At 59.1% G+C, this 18,741-nt stretch carries 21 protein-coding genes; 15 read left to right on the top strand and 6 right to left on the bottom strand.

What is annotated here, in order from left to right; all coding sequences use genetic code 11:
* Positions 1–235 precede the first annotated feature (235 nt).
* The 3 genes from hpf to ACR0IM_RS14270 all read left to right on the top strand — a co-directional run bounded on the left by hpf (position 236) and on the right by ACR0IM_RS14270 (position 2,168).
* Complete coding sequence (gene hpf / locus ACR0IM_RS14280; RefSeq protein WP_480594443.1) at positions 236–799, top strand: ribosome hibernation-promoting factor, HPF/YfiA family; 564 nt, start codon at positions 236–238, stop codon at positions 797–799.
* A gap of 62 nt (positions 800–861) precedes the next feature.
* Positions 862–1,326, top strand: coding sequence for a PTS sugar transporter subunit IIA (locus tag ACR0IM_RS14275; RefSeq protein WP_480594444.1), 465 nt, complete (start codon positions 862–864; stop codon positions 1,324–1,326).
* A 566-nt stretch (positions 1,327–1,892) separates the two neighbouring features.
* Complete coding sequence (locus ACR0IM_RS14270) at positions 1,893–2,168, top strand: hypothetical protein (RefSeq protein ID WP_480682325.1); 276 nt, start codon at positions 1,893–1,895, stop codon at positions 2,166–2,168.
* A gap of 492 nt (positions 2,169–2,660) precedes the next feature.
* Here ACR0IM_RS14270 and ACR0IM_RS14265 read toward each other — a convergent pair whose 3' ends face one another.
* A complete protein-coding gene (locus ACR0IM_RS14265; RefSeq protein ID WP_480594447.1) occupies positions 2,661–2,942 on the bottom strand; it encodes a hypothetical protein in 282 nt (93 codons plus the stop codon).
* Positions 2,943–3,618: 676 nt separating this feature from the next.
* On the bottom strand, positions 3,619–4,134 hold the full coding sequence (gene dalA / locus ACR0IM_RS14260) for a divisome-associated lipoprotein DalA (RefSeq protein WP_480594448.1): 516 nt from the start codon (positions 4,132–4,134) through the stop codon (positions 3,619–3,621).
* A gap of 169 nt (positions 4,135–4,303) precedes the next feature.
* Between dalA and ACR0IM_RS14255 the strand changes: the two genes are divergently transcribed.
* Positions 4,304–4,903 carry a L,D-transpeptidase gene (locus tag ACR0IM_RS14255; protein WP_480641935.1) on the top strand — a complete coding sequence of 200 codons (600 nt, stop codon included), beginning with the start codon at positions 4,304–4,306 and terminating at the stop codon, positions 4,901–4,903.
* A 140-nt stretch (positions 4,904–5,043) separates the two neighbouring features.
* Complete coding sequence (locus tag ACR0IM_RS14250) at positions 5,044–5,226, top strand: hypothetical protein (protein ID WP_010442520.1); 183 nt, start codon at positions 5,044–5,046, stop codon at positions 5,224–5,226.
* Between the two features lie 88 nt (positions 5,227–5,314).
* Here ACR0IM_RS14250 and hemH read toward each other — a convergent pair whose 3' ends face one another.
* Both hemH and ACR0IM_RS14240 read right to left on the bottom strand, forming a co-directional pair.
* Positions 5,315–6,364, bottom strand: a complete 1,050-nt coding sequence (hemH, locus tag ACR0IM_RS14245) for a ferrochelatase (RefSeq protein WP_480682324.1) — start codon at positions 6,362–6,364, stop codon at positions 5,315–5,317.
* 57 nt (positions 6,365–6,421) lie between these two features.
* Positions 6,422–7,252: a methyltransferase domain-containing protein gene (locus ACR0IM_RS14240; protein WP_480682323.1), complete on the bottom strand. Its 831-nt coding sequence runs from the start codon at positions 7,250–7,252 to the stop codon at positions 6,422–6,424.
* A gap of 16 nt (positions 7,253–7,268) precedes the next feature.
* Between ACR0IM_RS14240 and ACR0IM_RS14235 the strand changes: the two genes are divergently transcribed.
* Genes ACR0IM_RS14235 through ACR0IM_RS14220 form a run of 4 tightly spaced genes read left to right on the top strand, consistent with a single transcriptional unit; the run spans position 7,269 to position 9,577 of the window.
* Positions 7,269–7,997, top strand: a complete 729-nt coding sequence (locus tag ACR0IM_RS14235) for a double zinc ribbon domain-containing protein (protein WP_480682322.1) — start codon at positions 7,269–7,271, stop codon at positions 7,995–7,997.
* Between the two features lie 37 nt (positions 7,998–8,034).
* Positions 8,035–8,292, top strand: a complete 258-nt coding sequence (gene grxC / locus ACR0IM_RS14230) for a glutaredoxin 3 (RefSeq protein ID WP_170327797.1) — start codon at positions 8,035–8,037, stop codon at positions 8,290–8,292.
* Positions 8,292–9,122 (top strand): carbon-nitrogen hydrolase family protein, encoded by an 831-nt coding sequence (locus ACR0IM_RS14225; RefSeq protein ID WP_480682321.1) that lies wholly within the window; start codon positions 8,292–8,294, stop codon positions 9,120–9,122. Before grxC ends, ACR0IM_RS14225 begins: the two co-directional genes overlap by 1 nt.
* Positions 9,123–9,136: 14 nt before the next feature.
* Positions 9,137–9,577, top strand: coding sequence for a MarR family winged helix-turn-helix transcriptional regulator (locus ACR0IM_RS14220; protein ID WP_475212401.1), 441 nt, complete (start codon positions 9,137–9,139; stop codon positions 9,575–9,577).
* 446 nt (positions 9,578–10,023) lie between these two features.
* Here ACR0IM_RS14220 and ubiG read toward each other — a convergent pair whose 3' ends face one another.
* Positions 10,024–10,770 carry a bifunctional 2-polyprenyl-6-hydroxyphenol methylase/3-demethylubiquinol 3-O-methyltransferase UbiG gene (ubiG, locus tag ACR0IM_RS14215; RefSeq protein ID WP_480594454.1) on the bottom strand — a complete coding sequence of 249 codons (747 nt, stop codon included), beginning with the start codon at positions 10,768–10,770 and terminating at the stop codon, positions 10,024–10,026.
* A 48-nt stretch (positions 10,771–10,818) separates the two neighbouring features.
* On the opposite strand from ubiG, the gene pip reads away from it, so the two are divergent.
* The 6 genes from pip (at position 10,819) to infB (ending at position 18,106) form a co-directional block, all read left to right on the top strand.
* The gene (gene pip, locus ACR0IM_RS14210; protein ID WP_480594455.1) at positions 10,819–11,796 is read left to right on the top strand and encodes a prolyl aminopeptidase; all 978 of its coding nucleotides are present in this window, start codon (positions 10,819–10,821) and stop codon (positions 11,794–11,796) included.
* Positions 11,793–12,614, top strand: coding sequence for an ABC transporter substrate-binding protein (locus ACR0IM_RS14205; RefSeq protein WP_480682320.1), 822 nt, complete (start codon positions 11,793–11,795; stop codon positions 12,612–12,614). The genes pip and ACR0IM_RS14205 overlap by 4 nt, the downstream gene beginning before the upstream one ends.
* A 158-nt stretch (positions 12,615–12,772) precedes the next feature.
* Positions 12,773–13,363: a ribosome maturation factor RimP gene (gene rimP, locus ACR0IM_RS14200; RefSeq protein ID WP_424832006.1), complete on the top strand. Its 591-nt coding sequence runs from the start codon at positions 12,773–12,775 to the stop codon at positions 13,361–13,363.
* Positions 13,363–14,976 carry a transcription termination factor NusA gene (nusA, locus tag ACR0IM_RS14195; protein ID WP_480641942.1) on the top strand — a complete coding sequence of 538 codons (1,614 nt, stop codon included), beginning with the start codon at positions 13,363–13,365 and terminating at the stop codon, positions 14,974–14,976. The genes rimP and nusA overlap by 1 nt, the downstream gene beginning before the upstream one ends.
* Before the next feature lie 23 nt (positions 14,977–14,999).
* Positions 15,000–15,623, top strand: a complete 624-nt coding sequence (locus ACR0IM_RS14190; protein WP_480641943.1) for an RNA-binding protein — start codon at positions 15,000–15,002, stop codon at positions 15,621–15,623.
* An 8-nt stretch (positions 15,624–15,631) separates the two neighbouring features.
* The gene (gene infB, locus ACR0IM_RS14185; RefSeq protein WP_480641944.1) at positions 15,632–18,106 is read left to right on the top strand and encodes a translation initiation factor IF-2; all 2,475 of its coding nucleotides are present in this window, start codon (positions 15,632–15,634) and stop codon (positions 18,104–18,106) included.
* 196 nt (positions 18,107–18,302) lie between these two features.
* On the opposite strand, the gene ACR0IM_RS14180 is transcribed toward infB, so the two are convergent.
* Complete coding sequence (locus tag ACR0IM_RS14180; protein ID WP_480682319.1) at positions 18,303–18,653, bottom strand: cupin domain-containing protein; 351 nt, start codon at positions 18,651–18,653, stop codon at positions 18,303–18,305.
* Between the last annotated feature and the right edge of the window lie 88 nt (positions 18,654–18,741).

Genomic DNA, 18,741 nt, shown 5'->3' with positions numbered 1-18,741 from the left:
CGAATGCATGACGGAAATCACGTATATACACGTCTGTTTTGATTGACTCTTCCGCCGTCTCTTGCCTCAATTGGGTCATGGCATTTCTTCGGTTCCCGTCTGGATCAGGATGCCCCTTCATCGAAGGGGAAACGGTGCGGCTACCGCAGGAAATGTCTCTACCCCCCACCCGATAAAAAACAAGCGCGTCGCGTTACGTGACGTCAGAATGGGTGTGAATTGTGAAGGAGATCACATGCGTTACCAAATCAGCGGAAAACAGATCGACATCGGCGAAGCACTTCAGACCCATGTGCAGACCGAACTGGGCGAGGTCGTGGGCAAATATGCCCAGCGTCCGACCGATGCCAATGTCGTCTTTTCCCGTTCTGCGCATGAATATGTATGCGAAACCACCGTACATCTTTCCACTGGCCTGACGGCGCAGGCCAAGGCCCACGCAACCGAAATCTACGCAGCGTTTGAGGGCTGCTGCGACAAGATGGAAACCCAATTGCGCCGCTACAAACGCCGTCTCAAGGATCACCACAAGGATCGGTCCGAGCCGGTTGAACTCTTTGGCGCTTCCTCATATATCCTCGCCTCTGACGAGTCGGAGTCTGCAGCGGAACCGGATTCTCTGCAGCCGATGATCGTGGCTGAGATGGAAACCAAGATCCCATCGCTGAGTGTTGGTGAAGCCGTTATGCAGATGGAACTGGCCGGCGCCCCGGTGCTGGTGTTCCGGAATGAAAACAAGGACGGATTGAATGTCGTGTACCGCCGGGATGACGGCAACATCGGCTGGATCGATCCGTAACAGGCAAGAATAGCAAAGGCACGCCCCTGCGACCTGCGGGGGCCTCGCCATGGAGCGTAATCATGGAGCTTTCGAGCATACTGAAGCCCGAAGCAGTGCGTGTATTGTCCGCCGCATCCAGCAAGAAACGGCTGTTTCAGGAAATTGCCGATGTGGCCGAGGCGACATTGGGTCTTGGGGCCCAGATCGTTGTTGACGGTCTACTGGAGCGGGAAAGCCTGGGGCCCACCGGTGTGGGCCATGGCGTGGCGCTGCCGCACGCCCGAATGGCCGAGCTTGAGGCTGTTGCCGGCGTCTTCGTAATGCTGGAAAAACCAATCGATTTTGGCTCGGTCGACCGTCAACCGGTTGATATCGCCTTTGCGCTGTTCGCGCCGGAAGAAGCCGGGGTGGATCACCTGAAGGCGCTGGCGCTGGTGTCACGAACCCTGCGCGACACCTCGGTATGCACGAAATTGCGGGCCAATCCTGATCCGGTCAAACTGTATGCCATTCTGACCGAAGCGCAGTCCATGCAAGCGGCCTAAGTCTCTGTGGGCAAGAAATAGGCCCTTGGTTCTCCGTGACGCATTTCGTGCGGTGGGAATTTGACAAGGTGCTCCGTATCGAAGGGGCGTAGGCTGCCAGCCTTAGGGAAAGATACTTACCGGAGGAGTCGGGTAAGACTTTCGCTCACTTGATCATCGACAGAATAGCAACCCGCAGAAACCTGTCGGGCGCTGTTGTTCGCGATGTCGGCTGTGCGCAACGACGCTGCCCTTCGCTGCACCACGCACAAAGGCCTGCTTCATCCCGTATGCTTTTGTTACAGGTCGAATATGGATCGGCCATGAAACAAACTCATATGTCAGTATCGGCTTGTTCAGCCTTGCCAAGTTTTTTGTGTGGAACATTCGGCGTAGATGCCAACGCCCACTTCAACTAGAAGATCACTTCCACGAACGGCGCAGCGCTGGTTAGCCTCCGCGAGGTGGTTCTTCGACGGTTCAGCCGCCCCGGCCGATGACAAGGAACCAGTCGAAGACCAGTACAGTGGCAAGCGGCGGGAGCTGACTTGCCCAGATTGTTCGATTCAGCGCATCCTGACAGTATTATGTCTCAAGGGTCTGACAACGTTGAACGGCATCTCGAGCGTATCCGAACGCTGACACAGGCAGCGCGTGGTATCTGGTTCAAATATCTCAGTGTCCTCACCTTGGTCGGCATTTCGCTTCTTGGCCTCGACGACGCCAATTTCTTTGCGCTTGACCGAAACGTCGATCTACCGATTGTCGGTGTCGCTTTGCCCGTGATCCCCTTTCTGTTCTTTGGTTCGGCGCTGGTCACGATGACTTATGCCTACATGCACATTACGCCGGAGCAGTTGTAGGCAGCGCTGGGTCAGGTGCGGACGCAGATCGACGGTGAGCCACTGACGACCCGCGTGCCGCCTTGGTTGGTGGTCGGCGCGGCGCTTTTAGTGCGTCGACGGCTTCGCCGCGAGGAGCTTTCGCCCGCAGGGGTGGGAATGCTGGGCAGGGTGGGAATGGTGGCGGCCTGCCTTACATTTACTGTGTCGCTGGTGCGGACGCAGTGGGATCCGTTCGATCCTAAAGTTACCCGGTATCCCGATGACCCGACGGCCATACAGCGGGTCGGGAATTGGTTTCGACCTGCTGTGGCCGATTTGTCGGGTGTCCGGCTGACGACAATGAGGACGGCCTGGCGACGTCACGACAAGGCGCTCAGAAAATTCCGGCGGGACTGGTGCGCTGACGTGCCCGATCCCGGTTGCCTTGGGCAAGGCTTGGAGAATGAAGAGCTGAACGGAGCCTTCGACGCCGCACGTGCGCAGGAGATTGCGGTAATGACGAAGCCCGAGCTAAGCGGACGGCATATGGATCATGCCAACTTTGTCACCGCGTTCCTGCCCGGACTGATAATTCGAGATTTGGAACGCCGCAGCGGTTTCCCTGAGGGCAGTCTCCATAAGGTCGATGATAAACGCCTCGGTCACCTTCTGCGCATCCGTTGCTGGGTCGAAGCGCCCGGCAAACATGCCGTTGTTTTTGAGCTGCTCCCGCGCCTCGCGGTATTCCCTCACTTTGCCGAACTTCTCCGGCTTACCCCAGACATCAGATTGTGCGTTGGTCGGACCAGTCATGCGGATCGATCTGGTAAGCAAATACGCGAGAGACACGGCGGTGATTCCTGTCGGCGCCGGCGAGTTTGCAGGCACCCGGCCCATGCATTTCAACGAGATTAAAATGTTCCGGCGTCAGGTCCGGTCACCTTTTGTCGTATCTGGACTTGTGTGTGCCACGATCGGTTGGCGGCTGTCCGATGTTCGAACGGTTCGGGCTTCCCGCACGAGTTGATGCGTTGTTGTCCCGCGCTCGGTTAGAGCTGCGAAGGCTTGATGTTGAATGTTGCCATGCCTGCCATCAAAACCTCGGATATCCGCGGTTCTGCTTTGAGCCGTTTTCCGACCAAAAACCAGAAGAGCCATATAGGTTGAAGTCTATACGGACATTTGCCCGCGATCTCCGCCCTGTTCGAAGGTAAAGCTCGTGATCAAAGGATATTGGTTGTATTCCTGAGAACAGAAAAAGAAATGTCTGAGATTTTGGGTTTTCTTCGTTCAAGCGGGTAGGTCTCAAATCCGAGAAAAAAATTTCTCGGATGTCCGGTATCTGTCTCCGCCTTTGACTACCGCGATTTTTGGAACAAAAGAAAATTCCTGCCGCGCGTCGAGCGACAGGGTTGTGTCTTCCAGACTCCCACCGCAGGGACTGCGTCAGGTTCTCCGGGGGTTTTTGTGTTTTCGGATGGTGCTGCGGTTACCCGCCCGCGCCCATTTCCAGTGTCCACCAGATTTTACCGCCACCCTCCTGATGCCAGGCAAAGCCCATCTGCGAAGCCTTGGGGTCCATGATCACCGAACGCGGGCCGGGTTCCTGCATCCAGGCGGCCAGAGTTTCGGTCTCGGTTTCATAGGTTTCGGAAATCGCTTCGCCGAGGAAAGTGCCGTAATAGCCGACGCGCTGAGCCCGATCGATCGGCGATGAGCCATCCGACCCAAAGTGCCAGGGGCGGTTCTGGCGCGCCATGTCCTTGGCATGCGTGGCCGCAGCGGCGTTTAGTTGCGAATTCAGCTGCACCGCCTGCAACCCCTGTGCCTGGCGCAGCGCGTTGACCGAATCAAGCATGCGGAACTGCAGCTTTTCGGGGTTGCCCCGAATTTTGTAGACCGTCGGCAGCGGCCGCCCGTCAGATCCATATGTCGGAGTGCTGCCGGGGGTACATGCGGACAGCGCGACAAAGCAGGCAATTAGTAAAGAAAGGATACGCGTCATGATCGACCTGATGATTAGTTTAAACTAGGGCATAGCGCGACAGACCGCCTTGGGCAAACGCGCAATAGCCCAGTTCCGCATGATTCTGCCGGTTTGATTTGCGACTGAAGCATTCTGGCCATAAAATAAGCCTGAAATTCAGACTGGCCTTAGAAAAGGACCGCCCGCCATGGTCAAAAAAATCAATTTCGCGCCTTCCCGCCGGGAATTTCTGGCCGGAGCGTCAGCTCTGCTGGCCTCGCCTGCGGTTGCCCAGTACATTCCCGGCGACCCGCTGCGCCCTGCACCCGAACCGGAACCAGATGTGCGCCGCAATATCTCGGGGTTCCGTGCCTTGGACTGGCAGCCCTATTTTTCGAACACAAACAACGGGGCCATTCTGGTCGATACCGTATCGCGCGCCCTGCACTATTGGTCCGATGATCAGCGGGTGTACAAATTATATCCATCTTCGGTGCCTTTGACCGAAGAGCTGACCCGCCGTGGCCGTACCAGTGTGGTTCGCAAGGTCGAAGGGCCCAGCTGGTCACCGACGCCGTCGATGAAAAAGCGCAACCCGGAATGGCCGGACTATATCCCGCCGGGACCGGATAACCCGTTGGGAACACACGCTTTGTATCTGGGTTGGAAATACTATCGCATCCATGGCACCCACGATACGCGCAAAATCGGGCGCCGCTCGTCAAACGGCTGCATCGGCCTTTTCAATGAGGATATCGCGGAATTGTTCTCGATGGCGCAGGTCGGCACGCAAGTGTTGCTTATTTGACGACATTTTCGCGCACGAACCCGCTTGCGGCGCAAGTTGCAATTGCATTCCAGTTGGATAGCTGATTAGAAAAAACCTACGAGGTAAGTCTTGGATGTGCGGTTTCGCTATTTGGAACCGTGCAAATTCTGGAGGTTAATATGAAGAAACTCGTTCTCGCCGCTGCACTGACCGCTGCTGCTTCGACCGCTTATGCCGGTAACCTGGAAGAGCCGGTTGTTGAAGCGCCGGTTGTTGTTGAGGAGACTCAAGGTTCGTCGCAGGGCATCATCCTGCCGCTGATCCTGCTGGTCGTAGTTGCCGCAGCTGTTGCAGCAAGCTAATTCGACAGAACTATCTAGAGAAAAGGCGGTGGAGCAATCCACCGCCTTTTTTCATGCCAGTTTGATTGGGTCTGATTGAAGGGGCCGATCAGTCCAGCCAGCCCTTCAGATTGTCTTCGATCACCTTGCCCAAAGCCGTGATGTGCGAATCATCGTCATTGAGGCAAGGGATATAAGTGAAACTCTCGCCGCCTGCTTCCTCGAAGCTTTCCTTGATCTCTTCGTTGATCTCTTCCAGCGTTTCGATGCAATCGGCAGAAAACGCCGGGGCGATCACCGCGATGTTCTTTTTACCCTGCTTTGCCAGCTCGGCCACGTGGTCAACCGTATAGGGCTTTAGCCATTCCTCGGGGCCGAATCGGGACTGGAAGGTTGAGACAAGCTGATTGTCCGACCAGCCTAGCCGCTCTTTCAGCAACCGCGAGGTTTTAGCGCATTGGCAGTGATAAGGGTCACCCTGCTGCAGATAGCGCTCCGGCATTCCGTGGTACGAGACGACCAGAATGTCCGGCTTTGTCTCCATCGCCGCAAAGGTCTTTTCCACCGATCCGGCCAAAGCGTCGATATAAGCCGGCTCATCAAAATAGGCCGGCACGGTGCGGGTGGCCGGTTGCCAGACTTCCTCCATCAGTGCGCGGAAGAACTGGTCGTTGGCGGTGGCCGTCGTCGCGCCCGCGTATTGCGGATAAAGCGGGAAGAACAGGATACGGTCGCAACCTGCGGCCACCATCTTTCGTACTTTGGACTTGGTCGAGGGGTTACCGTAACGCATGCAGAAATCGACCATGACCTTGTCGCCATAACGGGCCTGCATCGCATCGCGCAGCTTGGCGGTCTGATCCTTGGTGATCGTCATCAGCGGGCTTTCGCCCTTGTCGTGGTTCCAGATCGACTTGTAAGCCTCGCCCGAGCTGAAGGGGCGCTTGGTCAGGATGATACCCTGAAGGATCGGCTGCCACTTCCATTTCGGATAGTCGATGACGCGCTGATCCGACAGAAACTCGTTCAGATAGCGACGCATCGGCCAATAGCTGTAATCGTCCGGCGTGCCCAGATTGGCCAGCAGAATGCCGACGCGGCCCATCTTGACCTTGGGGTGGTCTTCGGGGGCATGGGATGGGCGAGTGGCGTCAAACATGTCGAGCTTCCTGAGATTTCTCTGTGCCAAGCTGAGATAACCGGAAAAACCCGGTCGTCAATCGGGCAGTTTGCCTTCTTTTGCACCCAGAGCATCGGCAAGACGTGCTTTGGCCGATCCCGGGCGTAGGGGTTTCTGTTGGCTTTCGTCGGGTGACCAGCCGGTCAGGCAGATCAGCTCGAACGTGGCGGCCAGACGGCCCTGAGGGGTGGTGAAGTGGTCGGCATAGATCTGCTGCGCCCGGGCAAAGACCTGCCGTCTTGTGGGGTGTCTTACGCGGCCAGACAGGCTGTTGGTCTCTCCCATCGCCCGAAGATCGCGCATCAGGTGGGTCAGGTCGCGGTATTCCGCCGTCAGACGCGCGGTGTCGGCCACCGGCAGCGCAAGGCCTGCTCGTTGCAGCAAACCGCCCAGATCGCGCAGTTCGGCCATCGGTGCGATGCGCGGGCTGAGACCTCCGGAGACTTCGATCTCGGCCTGCCCAAGGGCGGCGCGCAGTTCGTGCAGGGTTTCACCACCCAGGCAGACCACCAGCAGCAGCCCGTCAGGTCGCAAGGCGCGGTGGCACTGGATCAACTGGCCCACTGGGTCATTCGCCCAATGCAGCGCCATAGCGTGAATCACCAGATCATGTGCCCCAGGGGTGAGAGCCAGAACTTCGTCATCCGCGATGATCAGTGCCCCAGGCAGCTCATCCTGCCAAATCTGCGCAAACGGCGTCACCACTGCGGGTGCCGTAAAGGTTTTGTTAACCATAGAGAGCCGATCCTGCATCTCGTCCACGGCAGCATGGTGCAGAAACAACGCGTCATCCAGCGCGCGGGCGCGGTGCCGGGTCAGGGCCGGGCGGTCGAACAGAGAGGGTGCGTTGGAGTCAGGCAGCTTCATAAGGCGCAATTACCGCATGTGGCAGCGGATTCAAACCGGTGTTCAGCTGATCTATCCGCCGCGCTGTCTGGGATGCGGCGAGTTGACCGAAGCGGATTTCGGCCTGTGTGGCCAATGCTGGCGCGACACACCATTTATCGGCGGGGTGGTGTGCGAAAGCTGCGGCGTGCCGCTGCCGGGCGAGGCGGACGGTCACCGGATCGAATGTGACGACTGCATGAAAACGCCACGCCCGTGGCAGGATGGGCGTGCGGCGCTATTGTACGACGGCAAGGCGCGGTCCTTGATTCTAGCACTGAAACACGGGGACAGGCCGGAACTGGCGAAGCCGGCGGCCCGCTGGATGGCGCAGGCCGGGCGGAGTTTGTTTCGCGACGACATGCTGATCGCACCGGTGCCCCTGCATTGGTCGCGGCTGTTGAAACGGCGCTATAACCAGTCGGCCCTGCTGGCGCAGAATTTGGGGCATCAGACAGGGTTGGATGTCTGCCCGGACTTGCTGGTGCGACGGGTGCGGACTCCGGTGTTGGATGGCAAAAACGCTGCCGAACGGGCTAAAACGCTGTCGGACGCCATTGTGGCGCACCCCAAACGGGGTCAACGGATGCAGGGGCGGGATGTGCTGCTGGTGGATGACGTCATGACCTCGGGCGCAACGCTGGCCGCCTGCGCGCGCGTTTGTCTTGCCGCCGGGGCAAATCATATTTTCGTGTTGGCTCTGGCGCGCGTTGCCAAGGATGCCTAATTCGCTCAGGATTGTGCGAAACCCGAAGGGACGGAATATGAAGCCGGTTGAACTCTACACCTCGCCGCTATGCGGTTATTGCCACGCGGCCAAGCGGTTGCTGAAACAGAAAGGCGTCGAATTCAAAGAGATCGACGTCTTGCTGCACCCCAAACGCAAGCCCGAGATGATTCAGCGCGCGGGCGGCAAACGGACCGTACCGCAGATATTCATTGGGACCGAGCATGTGGGCGGCTGCGATGATCTGTATGAGCTGGAGCGTCAGGGCAAGCTGGATCGTCTGCTGGCGGCCTGATGAAAACCGCGCTGCTGCAACTCACCTCGTCGGATGATCCGGCCGAAAACCTGGCAACCGTCCGCGCCATGATGGTCGAGGCCGCCGGGCAGGGTGCGCGGTTCATCCTGACGCCCGAGGTGACGAACTGCGTATCCACCAGCACGACACGTCAGCGTGAGGTTTTGCAGCATGAAGAAGATGACCTGACGCTGGCGGGCCTGCGGGATCAGGCCGCTGCGCTGGGCGTCTGGTTGCTGATTGGCTCATTGGGGATCAAGACCCGCGATTCTGAAGGGCGATTCGCCAACCGCTCTTTCATGATCGGCCCACAGGGACAGATCGTGGCGCGGTACGACAAGATTCACATGTTCGACGTGCAGGTCTCAGATTCCGAGACTTTCCGCGAATCCAAAAACTATCGTCCCGGGAACAGGGCGGTGATGGCTCAGACCGATTTCGGCGCGGTCGGAATGACGATCTGTTATGATATCCGGTTTCCGCAGCTCTATTCGGCTTTGGCGCAGGCGGGGGCGCGTATTCTGACGGTCCCGTCGGCGTTTTCGCCGGTCACCGGTGCGGCCCATTGGCAATCGCTGCTGCGGGCGCGGGCGATTGAAAACGGCTGTTGGGTACTGGCCCCGGCGCAGACCGGCGCGCACCCGAAGACGCGCGGCAGAACCCGCCACACCTACGGGCACAGCATGGTGGTGGCCCCGTGGGGAGAGGTCGTCATCGACGCAGGAACCGATCCGGGCATTCACTTTTTCGATTTGGATGATAGTTCTGTGGCAGAGGCGCGCCGTCGCGTGCCCTCGCTGACTCACATGCGGCCTTTCGACGGGCCCTGATCCAGAACCGAGACATGACTGACGAACACAATGCCCTTGCGGTCGCGCTGTTCAGCGAGATCCTGACCGCCGACCAGCTATTGCGGAACCGGCTCAGCCGGGTGCTGCCCAAGGGCATGGAAATCTCGCATTTCTCGGTGCTGAACCATTTGGTGTTTGTCGGCGACGAGCGGACCCCGGCGCAACTGGCCAGCACCTTCCACGTCACACGCGGAGCGATGACTAACACCTTGGCCAAGCTGGAATGGGCCGGATACATCCACATCCGCCCCGACTGGGACGACGCCCGCCGCAAGATGGTCGCGATCAGCCCCGCCGGTCGCCGGGCGCGCGATCAGGCGATTTCGTCGATCGCGCCGCTAATCAACCGTGTCGTCGGAGAGCTGGGGCTGGAGCGGGTCCGCAGCACACTGCCCGTGCTGCGGGATTTGCGGTTGCAGTTGGAGGGGGAGTAGGGGCTAGACGCTCAGTCTTGGCGCCTATCGAAATCTCCACGGGCACGAGACAATACTCTAGTCCCCAACTTTATAGCGGCTCCGAATAGGGCGCCCCTCAATCCCCAGAAGGTTATAGATTCCGAGTGATTTCCACAGGGACTCGTTCGCTAAAAAAATCACCATCGTCAAAGGTTTGAGCAACATGACGAAAAAGGGAGTTAGAGCGAAAATCACTACGAGTGTTGGAAAACCAGCAAGTTCTTTCATAGCGACGGTAAAGGAACCAATTACAACAAATGCGAAGACAACGCAGGCCAAGCCCAAAATGCTCCCGAAAAACGGGTTTCGGTCATAGAACGGGAGAAACCACTTCTTGGTCCATCTATTCATCAATTGGGTGTACCAGCTAAACTTGAGTTCTGATTGCACATAGGATGGTTGTTAGCGCAATTCGGTCGCTTAGGTCACTCTGGCTTCACGCTCGCCGTCACATAATTCACGCTCAGATCGCGATCCGAGATCGACCAGCTCCACAGGATTGGGTTGAACACGAACCCCTTGCGGTCCACCGGCTCCATCCCGGCCTGACGCAGCAGGTCGAACAATTCGTCGGGGGTGATGAACTTGTTCCATTCGTGCGTGCCGCGCGGCAGCCAGCGCATGACGACCTCGGCCCCGAAAATCGCCATCGCATAGGATTTCGGGTTGCGGTTGATGGTTGAACAGATCAGCAAGCCGCCCGGTTTCAGCAATTGCTGCGACGCAGTCAGAAAACCCGCCGGGTCGGCCACATGCTCGACCACTTCCATGTTCAGCACCACATCGAATTGCTCACCCGCCGCGGCCATGTCCTCGGCGGTGGTGTGGCGATAGTCGATCACAAGCCCCGATTGCTCGGCATGGATGCGCGCGACGGGCAGGTTGCCCTCGGCAGCATCGGCGCCGACCACCGTGGCCCCAAGACGCGCCATCGGTTCACTAAGCAGTCCGCCACCGCAGCCGATATCCAGAAGGCGTAGGCCTTCGAACGGGCGCGGGGCCTTCAGATCACGGTCAAATTCGCCTGCGATCTGTTGTGTGATATAGTCCAAGCGGCACGGATTCAGCATGTGCAGAGGCTTGAATTTCCCATGAGGGTCCCACCACTCCGCCGCCATCGCTTCGAATTTTGCGATCTCGGATGGGTCCACCGTGTTCGGATGCGCTTGCATTCCTGTCTCCGTATGCTCTTTTACGTTTAAGGACTATATAGGGCCATAATGGACAAGTACCCGGACCAAAAGCGCGCAGTTCAATATCTGTACCCGCCGATCGATCCTTTCGATCAGCGCATGGTCGATGTCGGCGACGGGCACCGTATCTATATGGAGCAATGCGGCAATCCCGATGGGCTGCCGGTTGTCGTGCTGCATGGCGGTCCCGGAGGCGGCTGCAGCCCCGCGATGCGGCGGTACTTCGATCCGACGGTTTATCGTGTGATTCTGTTTGATCAACGCGGATGTGGCCGGTCGCGGCCCCATGCCTCGGTGACCGACAACACGACGTGGCATCTGGTCGCTGATATCGAGCGGTTGCGGACCTTGCTCGATATCGACGACTGGACGGTGTTCGGTGGCAGCTGGGGGGCGACTCTGGCACTGATCTACGCGCAAACCCATCCTGACCGGGTGAACCGTCTGGTGCTGCGCGGTGTGTTTCTGGCCACCAAGGCTGAGCTGGACTGGTTCTATGGCGGTGGCGCGGGCAAGTTCTGGCCCGAGCCATGGGCGAAATTCACCGCTCTGCTGACCGAGGCAGAGCTGTCCGATACCATCGGGGCCTATAACAAGCGACTATTCTCGGGGGATCGCGCAACGGAGATTCTGTATGCGCGGGCGTGGTCGGCATGGGAAAACGCGCTGGCGTCGATCCACACCAACGGTGCGACAGGGGAAAGCCCTGGCGAATATGCGCGTGCCTTTGCGCGGCTCGAGAATCACTATTTCATCAATGCGGCCTTCCTTGAGAAAGACGGGCAGATTCTGAATCAGGTCGAGAAGATCGCCCATATCCCCGGCCATATCGTGCAGGGGCGCTATGACATGATCTGCCCACCACAGGCCGCTTGGAATCTTGCCGAACGCTGGCCCAACGCCGAGCTGAAAATGGTACGCAACGCAGGTCACGCCCTCTCTGAGCCCGGTATCAGCGCCGAGCTGGTCCGCATCATGGACCGCGTGGCCGAGGGGGTGGCATGACCCGGATTGACCGCCGTGCTCTGTTTGCCTCGGGTGCTGCTGCCGCGTTGCTGGCGGCCACGGGGGCTTCGTTGGCGGATACGCCGAAGGCTGGTGGTATACTGCGGCTGGCGGTGCCGCGCGATGACAGTCTGGAACAGGTGGCCCGTGGCGCCGTTTTCGACACCCTGACCGAGATTGCGCCCGACGGCACCTTGCGGGGCGAATTGGCGATTGGCTGGCAAACCGAATCCGACGCGCGCGTCTGGCATTTTGATCTGCGCACCGATGTGGCGTTCCACGATGGTGCGTCTCTGGAAGTGGCCGACGTAGTCTCGGTGTTGCGCGAGGTCGGGCAGGCCGAGGCGCTGACGGCGGATTCGGTGCGGCTGGAACTGGCTGAGCCCAACCCCGGACTGCCCTTCCTGCTGGCCAACAGCCGATTTGTCATTACGCGCAACGGGCAGGGCGTAACACCTCTGCACGCGGCCAATGGCACCGGGTGTTACCGCGTCGAACGGGCCGAGGATGATCGCCATTTCCTGGGTTCCAAGGTAGCCGCGCACTACAAGGACGGTACCGCCGGGTGGGCCGACACCTTTGAGATCATCGTGATCCCGGACGCCCGCGTCCGGGCCGAGGCTTTGCGGGATGGATATGTGGATGTGGCGGCCCTGCCCGAAGGCGATGATCTGAAGGGTCACCGCGGTCTGCGCTATCACCCCAGCGAATCGGATATGGCGCTGGCCGTAGCTCCGCACGTGGGTATGCCGCGCCAGATCGGGGCAAGGCGCGCGCTGGATGACGGGCGCATCGCCGAGCGGTGGTGGCGGGTGTAAATCCGTTCACGAATCCTGCCGGGGGTTGCAGTTTCGACAAACCCTGCGTATATGCAGTTTCAACAGCGGCGTGTCGGGCTTCGGTCCGGGGCTCCACCGGAAATTTCGACGGGCCGCGCGCCCGTTTTTTTGTGCCCGTTCGAAGGGTAGAGCACCAGATGACAAACGACCTTATTGCCAAAGCTGCTATCGACCGGCGACTGGCCGAGATCATCACCCCCGTGATCGAAGATCTGGGGTATGAGCTGGTCCGCATCCGCCTGATGAGCGGCAAGCAGACCACGCTGCAGATTATGGCTGACAAGCCAGATGGTGGCATCGAAGTGGATGATTGCGCCGAGATTTCCAACGCGGTCAGCGCCACGCTGGACGTTGAGGACCCGATTCTTGACGCCTATACGCTGGAAGTGTCCAGCCCTGGCATCGACCGCCCTCTGACCCGTCTCAAGGATTTCGAGATGTTCGAAGGGTATGAGGCCAAGATCGAAACCGCCGAATTGATCGATGGTCGCCGCCGCTTCAAAGGCGAACTGGCCGGGATCGAAGGGGATGAGGTTCTGATCAATATCCCGGAAGGGGACGAGACGATTACCATCGGTCTTCAATTCGACTGGCTGAGTGATGCCAAGCTGGTCCTGACCGATGACCTGATCAAGGAAATGCTGCGCCAGCGCAAAGACGCCGGTGCCCTGAACGAAAACGCTTTCGACGAGATTGAGACCGAAGGGTCCGAAGAGGAGACGAACTGATGGCAATCACCTCAGCCAACCAGCTGGAGCTGCTGCAGACCGCCGAGGCCGTGGCCCGCGAAAAGATGATCGACCCCGGTCTGGTTGTCGAAGCGATGGAGGAATCGCTCGCCCGCGCCGCCAAGAGCCGCTACGGCGCGGAAATGGACATCCGCGTTTCCATCGACCGCAAGACCGGAAAGGCGACCTTCACCCGCGTCCGCACCGTGGTTGAGGATGAAGAGCTGGAGAACTATCAGTCCGAGATGACCGTCGAGCAAGCCAAGCAGTACATGGAAGCTCCCGAAGTTGGCGATGTCTTCGTCGAAGAGGTTCCGCCGGTTGAAATGGGCCGTATTGCTGCTCAATCCGCCAAGCAGGTGATCCTGCAGAAGGTCCGCGAAGCCGAGCGTGATCGTCAATACGAAGAATTCAAGGATCGCGCGGGCACCATCATCAACGGCGCAGTCAAGCGCGAAGAATTTGGTAATGTCATCGTCGATCTGGGCGGTGCCGAGGCTGTTCTGCGCCGCAATGACAAGATCGGTCGCGAAAGCTATCGCCCGAATGACCGCGTGCGTGCGTACATCAAGGAAGTCCGCCGCGAAGTGCGTGGCCACCAGATCTTCCTGTCGCGCACCGCGCCGGAATTCATGGCCGAGCTGTTCAAGATGGAAGTGCCGGAAATTTATGACGGCATCATTGAGGTCAAAGCTGTGGCCCGTGACCCCGGCTCGCGCGCGAAGATCGCTGTAATTTCTTATGATGGCTCGATCGACCCCGTCGGTGCCTGTGTAGGTATGCGCGGCAGCCGCGTGCAGGCCGTTGTGAACGAGCTGCAGGGTGAAAAGATCGACATCATCCCGTGGAACGAAGATCAGCCGACCTTCCTGGTGAACGCGCTGCAGCCCGCCGAGGTCTCCAAGGTGGTTCTGGACGAAGAAGCTGGCAAGATCGAAGTGGTTGTACCCGAGGAGCAACTGAGCCTCGCCATCGGCCGCCGCGGTCAGAACGTGCGTCTGGCCAGCCAGTTGACCGGCCTGGATATCGACATCATGACCGAGGCCGAGGAATCGGCCCGCCGTCAGAAAGAATTCGAAGCCCGCACCAAGCTGTTCATGGACAGCCTTGATCTGGACGAATTCTTCGCGCAGTTGCTGGTGTCGGAAGGTTTCACCAATCTGGAAGAGGTGGCCTATGTCGAGATCGACGAACTGCTGGTGATCGATGGTGTTGACGAAGGCACTGCGCAGGAACTGCAAACCCGCGCACGCGAATTCCTGGAAGCCCAGGCCAAGGCGGCGCTGGACGCAGCCCGCGCTTTGGGCGCTGAGGACAGCCTTATTGATTTCGAAGGTCTGACACCCCAAATGGTAGAAGCTCTGGCAAAGGACGACGTGAAGACGTTGGAAGACTTTGCCACTTGCGCCGACTGGGAACTGGCTGGTGGCTGGACCACGGTCGACGGTGAGCGTATCAAGGATGACGGTGTGCTTGAGCCTTTTGGCGTAACGCTGGAAGAGGCGCAGGATCTGGTCATGACTGCCCGCATCATGCTGGGTTGGGTTGATCCGGCCGAGCTGGAGCAAGCCGAAGAAGACAGCGAAGTCGCTGAAGAGGAGGCCGAGGCCTGATCTCAGGGCCTCGGGGTGCGCACATGAGTCGCGGTGGCGTTCATAAGGATCGGTCTGACGGACCTGAGCGCAAGTGCATCGCCACGGGCGAGGTTCAGCCAAAATACGGGTTGATCCGCTTTGTGACGGGGCCGGACGGACAGGTTTACCCGGATGTCGCGGCGAAACTGCCGGGGCGCGGGGTCTATGTCGCGGCGGACCGCGCTGCGCTGGACAAGGCGGTGGGCAAGAAACTGTTTGCCCGTGGGTTCAAGGCGCAGGTGAACGTGTCAAAGGACCTGGTGAGCGAAGTCGAGAAACAGGTTACGCGCCGGGTGATCGAATTGTTGAGCCTTGCGCGCAAGTCCGGTGACGCGGTCGCCGGGTACGAAAAGGTCAAGACGTGGCTGGACCGGGAAGAGGCCCAGGTGCTGATTCAGGCCACAGATGGATCGGGGCGCGGCAAGTCGAAACTCAGCACGCCGCACTTCGGCAAATACATCGGGTGGCTCACTGCGGACGAGTTAGGACAGGCATTTGGGCGCCAAACGGTGATTCATGCGGCCTTGGCCTCTGGTGGACTCGCCAAACGTGTTGTAGAGGAAGCGCAGCGCCTGCGTGGCTTGCGCGAAACGGATGACGGCGGCAGGGGCCGCGCGGAAGGGTAAGAAGCTTTATGAGCGATAATGACGGCAAAAAGACATTGGGTCTTCGTGGCGGGGCACGCCCCGGAAATGTGAAACAGAGTTTCAGCCACGGACGTACCAAGAATGTCGTGGTGGAAACCAAACGCAAACGCGTGGTGGTTCCCAAGCCGGGCGCCGGCAAACCGGGTGGCGGAGCAACGCCCTCGGGTGATCCGTCGCGCCGCCCTGCCGGGATTTCCGATGCGGAAATGGCACGCCGGATGAAGGCACTGCAGGCCGCCAAGGCCCGCGAGGTCGAAGAGGCCGCCGCCCGTGAGGCAGCGGAAAAGGCGCGTGAGGAAGAACGCGCCCGTCGCCGGGCCGAGCAGGAAGCCAAGGAACGCGAACAGCGTGAGGCTGAAGAGCGCGCACGTCAAAAGGCCGAAGATGAAGAGCGCAAGCGCAAAGAGGCAGAAGAAGCTGCCAAACGCGCTGCTGCCGCTCCGGCCCCCGAAGAACCCAAAGCCGCCCGTGCACCGGCCAGCAAGCCGGCACCCGCGGCGACCCCGCGCAAACAGGATCGTGAACGGGAACAGCGCGGCCGTGGCAAAGGACGCGATGACAACCGCCGTTCGGGCAAGCTGACATTGGGTCAGGCCACCGGTGGCGAAGGCAACCGCCAACGCTCGATGGCGTCGATGAAGCGCAAGCAAGAGCGTGCGCGTCAAAAAGCCATGGGCGGCCCGGTCGAGCGGGAAAAGGTTATCCGCGACGTTCAGTTGCCCGAGGCGATCGTGGTCTCGGAACTGGCGAACCGTATGGCCGAGCGTGTGGCTGACGTTGTCAAATCTCTTATGAACATGGGCATGATGGTTACCCAGAACCAGACCATCGACGCAGACACCGCCGAACTGATCATCGAAGAGTTTGGCCACAAGGTCACCCGCGTCTCTGATTCGGATGTTGAAGACGTCATCAAAGAGGTCGAAGACAGCGACGAAGACCTGCAGCCCCGTCCGCCGGTCATCACCATTATGGGTCACGTTGACCACGGTAAGACCTCGCTTCTGGATGCGATTCGTGACGCACGTGTTGTGGCCGGTGAAGCAGGTGGTATCACTCAGCACATCGGTGCCTATCAGGTGAAAACCGATGGCGGTACGACGCTGACCTTCCTGGACACGCCGGGCCACGCGGCCTTTACCTCGATGCGCTCGCGCGGGGCCCAGGTCACGGATATCGTGGTTCTGGTGGTTGCCGCCGACGACGCAGTGATGCCGCAGACGATCGAGGCGATCAACCACGCCAAAGCGGCCGAAGTGCCGATGATCGTGGCGATCAACAAGGTCGACAAGCCGGACGCAAACCCGGACAAGGTTCGCACCGATCTGCTGCAGCACGAAGTGATCGTCGAGAAAATGTCCGGTGAGGTTCAGGACGTCGAAGTGTCCGCCATCACCGGTCAGGGCCTGGACGAGTTGCTGGAAGCTATCGCGCTGCAGGCCGAGATTCTTGAACTGAAAGCCAACCCGAACCGCGCAGCTCAGGGTGCCGTCATCGAGGCACAGCTGGATGTGGGCCGCGGACCTGTGGCCACTGTTCTGGTTCAGAACGGCACGTTGCGTCAGGGTGATATCTTCGTTGTGGGTGAGCAATACGGTAAAGTCCGCGCGCTGATCAACGACAAGGGGGATCGCGTCAAGGAAGCAGGCCCCTCGGTTCCGGTCGAGGTTCTGGGTCTGAACGGCACGCCCGAGGCCGGTGACGTTCTGAACGTGACCGAGACCGAAGCGCAAGCCCGCGAGATCGCCGAATATCGCGAACAGGCCGCCAAGGACAAACGCGCCGCCGCCGGTGCCGCGACCACCCTTGAGCAGCTGATGCAGAAGGCCAAGGAAGACGAAAACGTCACCGAACTGCCGATTCTGATGAAAGCGGACGTGCAGGGTTCTGCCGAAGCCATCGTTCAGGCGATGGAAAAAATCGGCAACGAGGAAGTGCGCGTGCGCGTGTTGCATTCGGGCGTTGGCGCAATCACTGAAACCGATGTCGGCCTGGCCGAAGCTTCGGGTGCCCCGATCTTTGGCTTCAACGTACGAGCGAATGCTTCGGCACGGAACACGGCGAACCAGAAGGGTGTTGAGATCCGTTATTACTCGGTGATCTATGACCTCGTCGACGACGTGAAAGCGGCCGCTTCGGGCCTGCTGAGCGCTGAGATCCGCGAGAAGTTCATCGGTTACGCCGAGATTCGCGAAGTGTTCAAGGTCACTGGTGTGGGCAAGGTTGCCGGCTGTCTGGTCACCGAAGGTGTTGCCCGCCGCTCCGCGGGCGTCCGCCTGCTGCGCGACAACGTGGTGATCCACGAAGGCACGCTGAAGACGCTGAAACGCTTCAAGGATGAAGTGGCCGAGGTTCAGTCGGGTCAGGAATGCGGCATGGCGTTCGAGAACTACGACGATATCCGCGCAGGCGACGTGATCGAAATCTTCGAGCGCGAAGAAGTCACCCGCACACTGGACTGATCCGGCATGGTTTAGAAATAGAAAACAGCGGCCCATTTGGGCCGCTGTTTTTTTTGGAAGGTCGCGGGACTTCGATCGTTTGTGCGAGATTTCCCGATTCCAGCCAGTGCCGCGCGTCTTACAATTCTGTCCTGTATAAGAGGTGAGTCTGGGTTAACGTCGGCTGTGCGGACTCAGATGCCGTTGGCTGTTTGGATTACTCGGCTATCATGAAATATTTGTGCAACGTATCTGTAATCTCCCAGATACATTTTGCTCCCTTGGAGATAAAAAACGTATCCCCGGCAGAAAATGTGTGCGGTGTGCCTTTATCATCGGTGATTGTTACAGACCCAGAAATAACCGTCATTAGCTCGTTCACCGGATAAGCATCAATTTCTTCTCGACACGGGGCGCATTTCCAAACCCCTGACGAAATTCCCGAATTTTCATCCAGATGGGCGTAGTGGATAAGTTCCGTCGTGTCGCTTGTTGTAAACGCCTCTTTCGGTACAAGATCAGAAGGTTCAAGCTGATCTCCCGCAGGATTTAATCTGTGAATACCCATGAAACTTATTCCCCGCATTTCTTCTGATGTTGAATCCAAAAATCGCCAGTAGTGTAACCGCCGCGTATTTTTGGTCAATTCGAGCACT

The sequence above is a fragment of the Ruegeria sp. BF6 genome, assembly GCF_056538665.1.
The sequence above is the reverse complement of the archived record's forward strand: the minus strand, read 5'-3'. Positions and strand labels throughout refer to the sequence as shown.